The sequence below is a fragment of the Candidatus Nitrospira salsa genome (genome assembly GCF_965152625.1).
Map to the genome: position 1 here is coordinate 237935 of NZ_CBCUCO010000002.1, position 14740 is coordinate 252674.

Consider the following 14740-nt stretch of genomic DNA (forward strand, 5'->3'; position numbering starts at 1 on the left):
AATTATGTCCAGTTCAGAGTATGTGAATTAATCAAACCTTTCGTTTGACGAAGGACAGCATGGCATCACGGAAATCCACTGCACTTTTAATTCAGCTAGAATTTCCAACTTGGAAACTTGCTCGCCCTTGGACCTATTCGGCGAACTTTGCTATTCAAGATGCACTTTCTCAGTTAGAAGTTGAATGTTTTACGATTCCCGCTATTCCAGGTGAGCAACGGTCTTGGCTTTCTCATGCGAGATCATTTTGCCAAAACAAACAGTTTGATCAAGTCTGGTTATGGCTCGTTCATTATCACTATGACGAGTTATTTTTAGATTGGATCTCTACTCTCGCACCGATACGGATTGGCGTGTTGATGGAATCATTACACTATGGGTCTGAAGCCTATGCGAATTCGCCCGGACTAATTGAGCGTCCTCGTATTGTTTCCCGTCAAATTCAAGCTTTGACTCATGTGTTGACATTTGATGAACAGGATGCAGAAGACATTAATGCTTCAAAGTCGGCTGATGCCATATGGTGGCCTGCAAGCGTTCCTCGCAATTGTATCGTCGATACTCCTGCTCCATTAGATGGCCGAAAAGCTGTTTTTCATGGAAATATCTATGGATCTCGCCGAGCGTGGATTGATCATCCAGTTCTAGACCGCATGCTCGTACCTACCAAGAGCAGCTCAGAATCTGAGTTTCCTTGTTTGTTTGATGAACTACAGCAGTATGCACGAAATATATTAGAGAGTGGGCGAATTGTTTCAGGGCAAGATCTAGTCCAATACATTTCAAATCTTCATAGTATTCGAAAGGGAGAGTTTCGTGAATGGATGCGTGGACTACGTGCATCCGGTCCAATAATCAATTTGCCTAGTTATGCGAGTTTTTATGGTGGGCGTGTATTTGAGGGAATGGCAGCAGGATGTCCAGTTCTTTCTTTTGCTATTCCGAATCGCCCTAAGACCCGAACTCTCTTTGAAGATGGTAAAGACATTCTCCTATTTTCTCAGGACGATCCTTCTTCTCTCGCTCTACAGTTGGATCGTCTTGAGCGAGATCCAGTCTTTAGCGAAAAGTTGATGGTTCATGCACTTCAGAAGATTCGTAAATTTCACACGGTCGAATGGCGAGTACAGCAAGCATTGGCTTGGGTGAAAAATGGAAAAGTTCCAACATATGATGAGAGTTCGGAGTATGGAACACTGAGTGATTTTCCAGATGCTTCTTCTACAAACAGTAGATCAAAGGATCTTCGTATGTCTTCCGATTCACCAGAGGGATGGAGTATGAGTAAATGTTTGCCCAAGGGATATATTGAACGTGTCGGTCATACGCAATACCTCGATACTCCGGGTGAGTTTATATACCAACCGCATGTGTATGAGCTAGCTGGTTTCTTGGCTGAACGTTCGGGTGCCAAATGGATTATCGATATAGGGTGTGGTTCTGGAGAAAAGCTTCAAGCGTTACCTCAAGAATTTCGAATTTTGGGTATTGATTGTTCGGACTCACTTAATCTTGCGAAAGAAAGGTTACCTCAAGGGAAATTTATTGACTGTGACCTCGAAAATGGGTTGCCACAATTATCTGAGGAAATTCTTAGAAATGCCGTCGTAATTTGCTCTGATGTCATTGAGCATCTTCAGCGCCCTGATTGCCTCATGCAGGCTTTGGCTGGTTTATCTAAGGTCTCACCATTTTTATTAATTTCAACCCCAGATCGGGATCGAGCACGTGGATGGCTCGATAATGGTCCACCGGCCAATCAAGCCCATGTGATGGAGTGGGCGGCGACAGAATTTGCGCGCTTTATGAAGGAGTCTGGATTTGGCGAGGGACATTTTTTAGGTCATACCATTAACACCGATTTTCATTTGGCGAAGACCACTCTTTTAGCTGTTGCCGGGACACAGGCGATACCGCCTTCGTCTGGGCAAAAAACGTTTCGAGTCGCAGCTATCATTCATGTCTACAATGAAGCAGATATTCTTCCTGAGGTGATTGAGCACCTATACAATGAAGGAATCGAAGTTCATATTTTTGATAATTGGTCAGATGACGATTCATGGAAAGTCATTTGTTCTCTTAAAGGATTAGGGAAAGTGACTCACGCTGAGCGTTTTCCGGAAGCTCGAATTAATGAATATCAATGGAAACGTCAACTTGAAAAAACTGAGACGTATGCCGCTACGCTTCCAGTTGATTGGGTCATGCATCATGATGCTGATGAAATACGAATGAGTCCATGGCGGGGGGTTACTTTAAAAAATGCCCTAGCCCACATTCATTGGCTGGGATACAGCGCGGTGGATCATACGGTTATTGATTTTCGGTTTCTGTCTCATCGGAATTCCAGCCAGGCGCCCTACCAAACAAATTTGACTCATTTTGAATTCGGTCGACGACCAGGTCATTTTCACCAGGTAAAAGCCTGGAAAAATGTTGGGAACATCAAACTCTCCAACACGGGAGGTCATGAGGCCCAGTTTCCAGATCGACGCATTTATCCCATTAAGTTTCTCATCAAGCATTACCCATTAAGAAATTTGGATCAAGCCAGTAAAAAGGTATTTCAAGATCGATTGCCTCGAGTGATCAATGAACACCATACCTTGGGCTGGCATTCGCAATATGATCAATATTCCCCAAAAGATATGGCTGGGTGGTTGCCCAAAGATTTGTTGTCTTACCATTCTGTGCATTTTGATACGGAGTATTTGGTCGAACGAATAAGTGGCATAGGCTTAGCAGAAAAGAAGCCTGAAGTGATGGAGGAGACGATGTCTGAAGTTGGAGCAGCAATCTTAAAAAATTATACCCGAGATATGACGACAAATGTCTGGCAGCGTCCAGAATATACAGGTATTGCATATAGTGACGGAGATGAGATTGAGAAGCGTTTAAAAAATATTATAACAAGGGCCAGTGATGTCAGTGTAATGTCGGTTGAATTGGCAAACCACTATACTGATTGGCCCTCTCGGTATCATTTGTCCAATCAACGTGCCAATCTTTTGCGACCATTTGAAGAAGGTCTACGAGGAAAACAGGTTCTCGAAATTGGTGCAGGTTGTGGGGCCATCTCACGGTATCTGGGTGAGATTGGATCCGATGTGTTTGCCATAGAAGGTAGCCCGCGTCGAGCTTCCATTGCTGCCCTTCGTTGCCGTGATCTGAAAAACGTGACAGTCGTTGCCGAAGCGGTTCAGACACTTCAATGTATTCAAAAATTTGATGTGGTGACTCTCATTGGAGTTTTAGAATACGCGAGAAAGTTTTTCCCCGGTGAGGGAAAAGATCCTGTTGATGCCATGCTGAAATATGTCACAGGCTTTTTAAAGCCTGGGGGTAAATTGATTATTGCGATTGAAAATCAACTGGGCCTGAAATACTTTGCGGGATTTCTTGAAGATCACATGGGTGAACCCATGTTTGGGATTGAAGATCAGTACGATTCTAGCAATGTGGTGACGTTTGGTCGGAAAGACCTTGGTGACCGAGTAGGTAGGGCTGGATTAACGAGGATGCAATGGTGGTACCCATTTCCGGATTATAAGCTTCCTAGACTGATGATATCAGATCAGGGAGCATTGCCAGTGGACGACATGAATCTTTTTCCGCTTGTCCGCAATGCCTGTTCCAAAGACCTGCAACATCCTTCACGCGTCAGTTTTAACCAGGAAAGAGCGTGGCGGCCCGTTATGCGAAATGGTCTTCTCAAAGAAATGGCAAATTCCTTTGTCTTGCTTGCATCTGATAGGGAAATTTCTGACATGTCAGACAGATCCCTTGCTATTCATTATGCCACGGACAGGAGACCTGAATTTGCTAAAAAAGTCGTGTTTAGTCGTACCAAAAATGATGCGCCTATGACCTATCAAATTGCACTGTACCCTCAACTTCATAGTCGAAACTTGATGGTGAACCAGCGTCTTGAACATCAAGCCTTTGTTCAGGGTCAACTATGGCAAGACCGCCTAATCGATATTATGACCAGCCCTGCTTGCTCATTTGAACAAATCCAGCAATGGTTTCACGTATGGGTCGACGCATTCTATTCTGCTGCAGGGTTAGTGGAAGCTCCCGATGTCATGTATAAAAAAATTTCAGGTAAGTACATTGACATGATCCCACAGAATTTATTTGTTGATGGAAATGGAGCATATACGTTTATCGATCAAGAATGGGAATATGGGCAAGAAATTCAGGTTGGGTATGTGGTTTATCGAGCACTCATAACTTCTCTCGGTGAAATGAAAAACTTTTGCAAACATTCGGAGCAAAGGGATCGACAGCCATTACCTCTTATTCTTAAAGTTGCAGAAAGTGTCGGTTTTTCTTTTACGAACCATGAATTGAAGAAGTGTATCGTATTTGAAAATACCTTACAGCAATATGTCCTGGGTAAGATCAATTCCCTAAACTATGAGACCCTGTCTCCTCATAAGGGCGGCAACAGTAATATTGAGGAATCCAAAGAAAGTTGCGAGAAGCAGAATACGAACTCACCTGTTTTTGATTGTTCGATTGTTATTCCTGTTTTCAATAAGGTAGAGCTTACCCAGCAATGTCTTATTCAATTGGCAAACGTGACGGATGGGGTCAGCTACGAAATCATTGTTGTGGATAATCACTCAAGTGATGGGACAAGAGAATTCTTAGAAACGCTCGATGGTGATGTGCAGATTATTCGAAATAGCGAGAATTTGGGCTTTGCCAAAGGTTGCAATCAGGGTGCACGTGCATCGAGAGGAAGGTATGTCGTGTTTTTGAATAATGACACCATTCCTCAACCCGGCTGGCTTCAAGCCCTGGTGAAGGAAGCGAGTGCACATTCGGACGTAGCGATTGTCGGAAGTAAGTTGCTCTATCCTGATAACACTGTACAACATGCTGGAATTGTGTTTAATCGAAAATCTGGTCTGCCTGGTCATTGGGCGAATGGAGTGAAAAAAGATTCACCGCTCGTCAGTCAACGGAAGCAGTTTAAAGCCGTGACCGCGGCATGCATGTTGGTGAAACGTGAAGTTTTTGAATGCGTCAATGGATTTGACGAAGCGTATATGAATGGGTATGAGGATGTGGACTTCTGTCTGAAAGTCGAACAGCAAAACCAAAAAATTATTTATCAACCAGAGAGCTGTCTCTATCATTTAGAAAGTCAAACTCACGGACGGCAGGATCATATGGGACAGAATAGAGACCTGTTTCTAAGCCGGTGGGGAAATGTGTGGTTGGAAGACGAAGACATCGTAGCTTATGAACACGACTGTGCAATGGTTCAAGTCGCACAAGGGCAGGTACAAGGCGTTCAACTTGTTTCTATAGGTAATGAATTAGAGAAAATGCAATGGCGTCATGTTGTGACCGTGCAGGAGATGTTAAGTGGTTCTACTCGTGGTGTACTTAAGCAAGGAGAGCGAAGGGACCAGCTTCACAAAGTCTTGAGCGAGCATGAACAATGGCCAAGCGACCCTGGAGTCTTGGAGTGGGGCGGATTTGTATGTGAAACATTGGGATTCGAGGATAATGCCTGTGAGTTTTGGCGAAAGTTGGTCAAGATCGGGAATGACGTTGATGCAAGGCGTTCCTTAATTCGCTCAGCTATCAGACGCGGTCAATTAGATGATGCTCAAATGCATCTTGATATTTTGACGGAAAATGTTTCCTTTAGTATCGAAGATGTCATATTACAAGGAACCTTGTTCATACAAAGACAAGAATTTGACAAGGCAATATCTCTCTTTGAAGATGGTCTTGCTCGAAACCCTCTGCATCAGAAGGTACGCTTGGGTTTAGGGGTGGCACTGCTAGGACAGGGGAAGGCGACAGAAGCTTTTGAAGTTTTTCAATCGATTTTAAGGGATTGTCCAGATGATCAGGAGGCGATCCATTGGATCGTGAGGGCTGGGACAGACATAAAGGATTGGAGTCGTATAGCTGAGCAACTTGAAAAATTTCTTATCAGAAATCCAGCCAATTGTGATATGCGTTTTGCTCTAGCTGGAGTATATCTTCAAGGTGAAATGAACGAAAAGTCTCAAAAGGAATATGAAATTTTGCGATTGTTGAAACCTGATCTTGAAGGGTTGGATGACCTATCCGCAAGTTTGTCGATTCCTTCTCCGCAGACCCCCATTATTGGACAAAACGAGGGCAGTAAAGACCTCGATTTAGCCGTAAGCTCTTTCCCCAAATCTCAAGATGCCTCAATATCTCTTGAAAAGAATATTTCAGTTCTCGTGTCGGATACTATTTGTGGTGCTGTGAGGTTGGTCATGCCTTTATTGGCGTGCATTAAAACATTAGGGGTTCACGGGAAGATTTTTAATGCATTGGAAAATGACAATGTTAAGAACGCGTTACCCGAAGGTCCTGATGAAGTGTGGCTTAGTCATCGAACGAATGTGATTGATGCTGATATCTTAAAAATGGCACGTCATAAAGGGACACGTGTTGTTCATGATATTGATGATTTAATCTGGAATGTTCCAGATGATAATCCTAATGCATCTTTGGAGAGGATCAGGAGTCCTAAATTAAGAGAGTTTCTTCCATTGGTAGATTGTGTCACTGTCGCCACTGATCCTATTAAGAATTTTCTTTCAACGTGGGGTATTGAGTCCTTCGTTCTGCCCAATTGTTTATTTCCTCAAGATTGGGCTGGGTTATCTACTCAGTCGAGAGGTGGGCGTCGGCCTCGTGTGGGTTGGGCAGGACAAACTAGAGTGCATATGGCTGATCTTGCACTCCTCAATGCAGTCATTGAAGCACTAGGCGATGAAGTGGAATGGGTTTTTCTTGGGGATGCTCCAGAGTGTATGAAAAATTCACGTATACCCAATCAAGTGTATCCTATGGCTGCCATCGAAGATTATCCACAAGCATTGGCCAATTTACATCTCGATGTGGCGCTGGCTCCTTTGGAACTAAACGAATTTAATGAAGCCAAAAGCGATATTCGAATTTTGCAATATGGCATCTTGGGATATCCAGTCATTGCAACAGACATTTATCCCCATCGACAGGCACCTATCGAACGAGTGCCTAATGACACAGCCGCTTGGGTTCGAGCTATCCGGGACCGAATTTATAATTTGAATGAAGCACAAGCCGAAGGAGAAAAACTTCGCCAATGGGTCTTAGCCAGTCGGATGATAGGCAACTATTTGCCCCAGTACCAGGCTGTCTGGCTCGGTTTGCCAGATTTTACCCAAGAAGGCACGTCGACTACTGCTTGTGGTCCAGGAAAAGAGGTCATTCTTGATAGAAATGAGACTGTTCGTCAATTCACTAAGGATTGTTCAATTATTATTCCTGTTTTTAATAAGGCCGAATTAACGAAACAATGTCTTACGGAATTGATGGAAATCACAAGCGGTGTCAGTTATGAAGTCATTGTTATAGATAATAATTCCACTGATGAAACTCAAGAAATCTTAGAAAGTTTTCTTAATGAGATACAGGTTATTCGAAATACAGAGAATCTTGGGTTTGCGAAGGCGTGTAATCAGGGGGCACGAGTCGCTCGGGGCAAGTATGTCACTTTTCTCAATAATGATACGATTCCGCAACGTGGATGGTTGAAAGCTTTGGTCGAAGAAGCCGAGTCCGATCACAATATTGCGATTGTCGGTAGTAAGCTGTTGTATCCGGACGGTACGCTTCAGCACGGGGGAGTGGCTATTTCCCGTAGTACGTTGACGCCCTACCATATCTATAGGGGCTTACCTGGCGAAAGCACGTTCGCAAATCGACGACGAGAGTTTCAAGCGGTAACAGCTGCCTGTATGCTGGTGAAGCGAACATGGTTTGATGCGGTTGGAGGGTTTGATGAAGCATATAGAAATGGGTTTGAGGATATTGATTTGTGTCTGAACATTGGAGAGAAGGGAGGCAAGGTTGTGTATCAGCCAAAGAGTTGGCTATACCATTTAGAAGGCCAAACTCCTGGCCGAAATTTACACAATGATAGCAACACTGAGGTTTTCTTGAAAAGATGGAGTAATAAGCACCTCACCGATGAAGATTGTATTGCTTTTGAGGATGGTATTGCGCTGTTGGTGGAAGACCAGGGTGAGTCGTCTAGTATTACTTACAAGTGGTTTGATGATGAAAAAGAGTCTGCAAGTTGGTCAAGAGTTGCTCAATTGCAGCATCTTCTTCACCAATATAGAGACATAAAAATCGTACATGATCAAACAGATTCTCTTTCTCAGGAAATTCAGCAATTAGTTAACGGTCATGAAGAGTGGCCAAAAGATGCCGCGGTGGTTGAGTGGGTTGGATTGACGTGTCATGCATTAGGATATGATGGGTTAAGTGAAAAGTTTTTCCGACAAGCTCTTCAATTAGGAGAGTCTCATAAGTCACTTGCCATGTTAGCACGCTTCGAGCTTAATCGAGGGAATTTGGAGGAAGCGGGTAGGCATCTTATGGCTCTCTTAGAAGCTAGGCCGAACAACGGATCTGATTTGCATTTACACGGGGTGTATCTCATGCAATGCGGGAAATTTTCAGAAGCAGTAGAAGCTTTTCACAGGGCAATCCAATGTGAAGGAGATCGGAAAAAGGCTCAGCTTGGAATGGGAATGGCTTATGTCGGTATGGGGCAGACGAGAGACGCGTGGGATGTTTTCACGCAGAACGCCAATGAGAATCCCGATGATATTGAATCGATGAATTGGGTGATTCGAACAGGAACGGAGTTGGCTGATTGGAAATCATTGTCGAAGTTGCTCTTGCGATTTGTCCAACGAAATCCAGCAGATGGTGACATGCGGTTTGCGTTAGCTAGTGTCCATGTTCGTCAGGGAAATTCGCAGGAGGCTCAATCTCATTTACAAACCTTGAAGCATCTAAATCCGGAGTACGATGGAATTCAGGATTTGGCGCATGCTATTGACAGCATGGGAGTGAATCTTAGTGGTGTCGCGAACTCATGAACACCGTGCAGAGAAGAATGTTCTATGAGATGTTAGATTTTAGATGCGGTTTTTGGATTTCGAGTAGCGTATTCAAGGCTTGGTAGGTTGGCAACGCTACTGTGAGTTTTTCGAGTGTGTCCTGTGCCTCATCAAGTTTTCCGCGTTCAACGAGGACTTCTACTGTGCCGATCCATTTCTCAAGACTGTCAGGAGACTGTTGCCGTAACGCTTCATATGTTCGTAAGGCTTCCTTTTCCCGGCCTGCCTGAAGGCATTGTTCGGCATACCATACATACATTCGTGTATCGAGCAAAGAAAAAGCCTGACCACATTCAGCTTGTAGCCAGCATGTATTCTTGGGCCGAATGACTGCTCCTGATTTTTTAGCGAGATATATGCCGCAATTTGGTTCCATCCGATTGCTCGACTGTATGTTTGTGTCTAAATGTGTTTCGCCAATTAACTGAAATCCACAGCGCTGTAATTCTTCTGCAAGCTCATGTGTACCGTACTGACGCATGGTAATGGTATCTTCGATTGCCGTATCTAGAGGAACTCCAACTGGAATCTGAAAAGCCAGATATCCATGAATTTTCAATACGCGATGACTTTCTTCCAAATAACGTGCAAACACAGGTCGAGGCATATGTTGAAAGGCGACAAATGAATACACCAAATCAAAAGACTCATTCCGAAAAGGATGTAAGTCAACTCCAGACGTTTCCCTTGTCTCGACATTATTGAGTTCGTTCAGCCATTGCTTACTGTGTGCAATCATCTCACCGGAGATGTCGATGCCGATAAGATGTTGAAAGTGCGAGGCAAGAGGTTTGAGGACGCGTCCGACTCCACACCCAATATCCAAGATTGACCATGATGAGTTGGAGTAGGGTGCGACACGAGATAACAGAGCATTGGCCGTATTTTTACCGGATTTCGCAAACTTCCTATCATCATGAAAGTCTTCTGTCGCAACCCAATAACGGGCATGGTGTTTAGCCCGCCGATTCCATTCACTTTTCATTGTTTCAGCAATATTCATCGATGATGTTTCACGTCTGAGTGTATTTCTGCACCTGTGTTAAGCAATGAGAACTGAATGTAGAGAGACAATGTCGCGTACTGGCAAAAAGCTGATGTATGGCTGAGTATTCATTATCGAAAATGCAAAAGTATTGCCAGATATGTAATCGAGTGAGTCTGTTAATCGATGAAAGATGTTTCTCGTAACGTGATAAAAAACTCCGCATTTTGCACGTAATATCTATTTTAATGAAAATGGAGTCGTGAGGTTTCATTTCTCTGTCTCCTCTCGCTCTGCCTAGTTAAAAAGTCCATTCGTGTTTCCTCAAATTAAAGAATTGAATAGTAAGTTCCGATAACAAGAAAGAACATGTTGCATCGTCTTGTTATTCAATTGGCAAGGTTAGGAGACCTGCTTCAAACCTTACCTGCAATGACTTCCTTGCGTGGTCGCTATCCGGATGAGGAGCTGGATCTCTTATGTGCGAAACCGTTGGTTCCTGTCGGTTCATCTTTTCCCGGTGTTAGGCATATTTTTCCTTGGGATGGAAATGAATGGGGGAACATTGCCAAAAGTTGGTCACACAAGGGGGGAAAGGCTCTTTCTAGGGCTGATGATTGTCTAAACCATTTCCAGCCTAACGCTTACTCACTGGCTTATAACTTGAATAATCATCCTCGTGCGATCATTGCGGCTCATCTGTTTGCTCATGATGTAATCGGTCCTGGTTGCCAGGGACCACTTTCACAGATTGTCCCAGACTGGGTGAAGTATTTGAACCTTGTTGGTGTTCATCGTGGAAGGAATCGTGTGCACCTAGCAGATGCATTTTGTGGTGTTTGTGGGGTGAAGCCTCCATCGGTGGTTCCAACGTTCCAGCCTCGAGAAATAGATTGGCCCACCAGTTTGAATAGTTTCAGAGATGGTAATGGGGTCTGTGTAGCACTTGTTCTTGGATCCGGTGATGCTGATCGCCGGATTCCTCTTTGGATGTGGGACGAGTGGATTTGCACATTTCTCACCGCCTGTCCTGACGGGCGTGTGATGTTAGTTGGTGGGGGAGGTGAGCGAGAGTTGGCCTATACACTCTTAGATCGAATTCCGTCGCACTATGTGAGTCAGATATGGGACGCATGTGGACAGACGTCTCTGATGCAGCTCGCGAATATCCTTTCTCACTGTTCATGGGTGCTGGGGTCTGATACGGGGCCCCTTCATTTAGGAGTGGCCTGTGGGGCCAAAGTTCAGGGTTTTTATTTTTCTCGTGCACGTGTGCATGAAACAGGACCCTACGGACATGGTCATTGGGTGTGGCAGGCGGAACAGGTGTCAGGTCAAGAAGAAAACAGGAACGTCAAAAAAGAAGCAGTGGGAGAAGGTGCGTTACATCAAAATATCAAAGAAGGTCTCAGGCTGGATCATTGGCCGGTAAAAGAAAGTATTGAGCTTTTGTTAACCGAGACCTGTTCGGTCATTCCAGAGAGATGGAGTCTGTGGAGTAGTCAGCTGGATGATTGGGGTGCCCATTTTATCCAATTTAGTGATCCGAATAGAGAACTTGATGGTTATCGCGAACAGATCTGGGAAAAGCTTCAGAACGAAAATGTCAACTGGGACTCTGTTCTTGAATTGATGAGCCCGTCGGGCTCTTCTCACGTTGTAGAACGATTACTATGAAGATACTCTTGCTCGGGTTTCCTATCTTGAAGAATGCCTTTCTTCAATGTGGCCATGAGGTGCTGACATGCACGACCGATCACTGTGGAGATATTTGGGTTGATGAATTTCCGGTTTCCATTGATCAGGTCCTTCAAGCATTACCACACGGGTGGAGTCCTGATCTTGTGTTCTTAATGGATGAGAGCACGGAACCCATGTTCCTCGGATTAGAGAGTCTCTCAATTCCAACGGCATGGTACACCATTGATGCTCACCTTCATTTACATTGGCATAAAGCGTACACCGCGATATTTGATTTTGTCTTTGTCGCGCAAAAAGATTATGTGCCGGATTATAAATACGATGCCTCTCGTCAAATTGTGCAATGGTTGCCCTTATTTTCTGACCCTGAACGGGATCGTCATTTTCCATTGCCAAAGATTTATGATGTAAGTTTTGTGGGTGTCGTGAATTCGAAGTGGAAGCCTGAGCGAAGTCGATTGTTAGATGCGGTGCGTGAACAAATTCCTCTCTATACCACGACCGGGGAATATGTGAGTGTCTTTAATCGTTCGAAGGTTGTGTTGAATGAGAGTGCGGCCAATGATATCAATTTCCGTGTGTTTGAGGCCCTGGCCTGTGGAAGCCTGTTGTTGACAGAACATGTTGGTAACGGATTTGAGGACTTATTCCAGGATCGAAAACATCTTGTCATGTACGATCGTCGCAATGTCGAACAAATTGTTGAACTTGCACAGTATTATGCGAGTCATACGCAAGAGCGTGAGGATATTGCAAGAGCTGGTCGACAGCGAGTTCTCAAATCACATACCACTGTGCATCGAGCTCAAGCCATTACTGAGATCGTGCAAGCATCAGATGTGCATAAACTTGTGAGCACAAGACAGTCTGCACTGTTAGATGTGTATGGTGTCTTGGCTCGCGTGTATGAACATGCTGTTGGAGTCTATGAGGTCGCCAGTCAACGATATCAAGGCTCTGATTCTCAGTTTCGCGAGTGTGTTCGAATGAAAGAAACCTATCTTCATGTTCGAGAGAACGTGCTTCAACAGTTAGATGAGCAGGTAAGGTGTCCGAACGCGGTCAGTATGTGAACATTTTACTTCTTGGTCTATTGGATCTGATGGAAGGATTTCAAGAGCTGGGCCATCACGTTTTGACGTGTGCCACTCGCTTTATTCACAGCTATTCCATGATGCGTCAATCTGCGACTGTGACTGAAAAGTTTCGCCATGTCATTTGTCAGATTCATCATGAATTTGGCATGTAGGAGTTCAACGATCTTTATGAGTCAGTTTCAGGAAAACCTTCGTCTTCTTCGACTTTACGATTCAATGCTGGCTGACAAGCTGACAGATGAAAAGCCCGGTGTTCTCACAATCCAAAATGCGAAGAATGGAATGCCAACAGCACGTGTTCAACAGCAGTGGATTCATAGCGCCTATGATCCTTTGAAAGAAGCTCAAACGTGGGCAGAAAATGCCATTCAAGAACACCAATCCGGAGAAGCAATTCTTGTTACGGGGGTTGGGCTCCTCTATCACGTGGAAGCGCTCATGAAGATTGCGGCTCCTCACACATCGATACTAGTATTGGTTCCTGACTTGAGAGAGCTGTGCGCTGCGCTTACGGTGCGATCTTTTACCGGATGGGGTGAAGAGATCCAATGGTTATGGGGAAATGTTGAAGATTTAGCCAATCGTGTCCAGCACGCGTATTCACGAATTCGTTTTGTCGGTCATACTCCTTCCGCCGCTCTACATGAGACGTATATCAGGGACTTTCAATCTGCACTTCGTGAAAGTGTGTCCCGCACCCAGGGAGGAAAGCTTCATATTGCCGTGATTGGACCAATCTATGGCGGGTCTCTTTCTGTGACGAGTCATGTTGTGCCAGCGTTAAAAGCTCTTGGCCACAGAGTGACATGGATTGATCATTCGATTCATTATCCAGGATATCAAGACTTAGAACGTCTTCGTGATCAGCAATTACGAATGACTATGCAGAGTCGCTTTGGTGAAACTCTTGGAGTTGTGAGTCTCGCTCATATTGCTGATGATCCCCCGGATCTTGTCCTTGCGATGGCTCAAGCGCCTTTATCCATGCCCGTTCTTCAACAATTACGAAAAAAGAAGGTCGTCACGGCCATGTGGTTCGTTGAAAATTTCAGGCATCTGACGTATTGGCAGCAAGTCGCGTCCGGATATGACTTTTGGTTTGTCATGCAGCAGGAGCCTTGTATGAATGTCTTGTCTCGTGCCGGAGCAAGGCAGGTGTCTTATTTACCCTTAGCGGCGAATCCCGATGTGCATAAGCCTGTGGTATGTAGTCCGGCGGAACAAAAAGAATTTGGAGCTGACGTCTCATTTTTGGGAGCAGGCTATCCCAATCGGCGACAACTGCTTGAAGGGTTACTTAATCAAGGTTGGTCTTTCAAACTCTGGGGAAACGAATGGGACAATCCTGGTCCCCTCAGCGCCGCCTTACAACGAAACGGTGCAAGAATTGATTCAGAAACCAGCGTCAAAATTTTTAATCAAACAAAGGTCAATATTAACGTACATTCGTATACTGGGTCAGGGTTTGATCCTGATGGTGATGGAATCAATCCACGGACCTTTGAATTGGCCGCCTGTGGAGCTTTTCAAGTGATTGATCGACGGAGTCTGTTGTCTCAACATTTTGATGAGACCATGTTAGCGGTGATTCAAAACCCTGAAGACCTTGTGCCAACCGTTCACCGGTACGTGCATGATTCAGCGGCTCGTCTCGCCATGGCAGAAGCCTCAAGGCGACATATATTGGCTCATCACACCTATGTGCATCGAATGAAAGAACTTCTTGGAACGGTTGGTCTCCATAAACCGGACTGTGTGGGGGAAGTATTACGTGGTGATCGAAGTACGGCTTCATTGGAAAGGAAGAGTCATAAAACTCCAGAATTGATTTCAATTCTGCGGTCTGTACCAGAAACTGACCGTGTAGAGCTTAAGGATGTTGCTAAGCAAATTCGATCAAAAGGGCCAACGTCTGTGCTGAGCCGAGACGAACTCTTGATCTTAATGATGGATGAGTATCGTCAGGAAACGCGGGATTTTATTTAGATATCGTGAGC

General features: G+C 44.6%; 6 protein-coding genes. 5 read left to right on the forward strand and 1 reads right to left on the reverse strand.

The window, feature by feature from the left end; all coding sequences use genetic code 11:
• The first annotated feature begins 59 nt into the window (after positions 1-59).
• Positions 60-8939, forward strand: a complete 8880-nt coding sequence (locus ACWQXP_RS02935) for a glycosyltransferase (protein ID WP_454061345.1) — start codon at positions 60-62, stop codon at positions 8937-8939.
• 22 nt (positions 8940-8961) lie between these two features.
• Here ACWQXP_RS02935 and ACWQXP_RS02940 read toward each other — a convergent pair whose 3' ends face one another.
• Complete coding sequence (locus ACWQXP_RS02940) at positions 8962-9963, reverse strand: methyltransferase domain-containing protein (RefSeq protein ID WP_454061346.1); 1002 nt, start codon at positions 9961-9963, stop codon at positions 8962-8964.
• Positions 9964-10314: 351 nt separating this feature from the next.
• Between ACWQXP_RS02940 and ACWQXP_RS02945 the strand changes: the two genes are divergently transcribed.
• The 4 genes from ACWQXP_RS02945 to ACWQXP_RS02960 are packed head-to-tail and all read left to right on the forward strand — an operon-like array spanning position 10315 to position 14729.
• Positions 10315-11622: a glycosyltransferase family 9 protein gene (locus tag ACWQXP_RS02945; RefSeq protein ID WP_454061347.1), complete on the forward strand. Its 1308-nt coding sequence runs from the start codon at positions 10315-10317 to the stop codon at positions 11620-11622.
• The gene (locus tag ACWQXP_RS02950) at positions 11619-12719 is read left to right on the forward strand and encodes a CgeB family protein (protein WP_454061348.1); all 1101 of its coding nucleotides are present in this window, start codon (positions 11619-11621) and stop codon (positions 12717-12719) included. The genes ACWQXP_RS02945 and ACWQXP_RS02950 overlap by 4 nt, the downstream gene beginning before the upstream one ends.
• The gene (locus ACWQXP_RS02955) at positions 12716-12895 is read left to right on the forward strand and encodes a hypothetical protein (protein ID WP_454061349.1); all 180 of its coding nucleotides are present in this window, start codon (positions 12716-12718) and stop codon (positions 12893-12895) included. The genes ACWQXP_RS02950 and ACWQXP_RS02955 overlap by 4 nt, the downstream gene beginning before the upstream one ends.
• 16 nt (positions 12896-12911) lie before the next feature.
• Positions 12912-14729 (forward strand): glycosyltransferase family protein, encoded by a 1818-nt coding sequence (locus ACWQXP_RS02960; RefSeq protein WP_454061350.1) that lies wholly within the window; start codon positions 12912-12914, stop codon positions 14727-14729.
• The last annotated feature ends 11 nt before the right edge of the window (positions 14730-14740 follow it).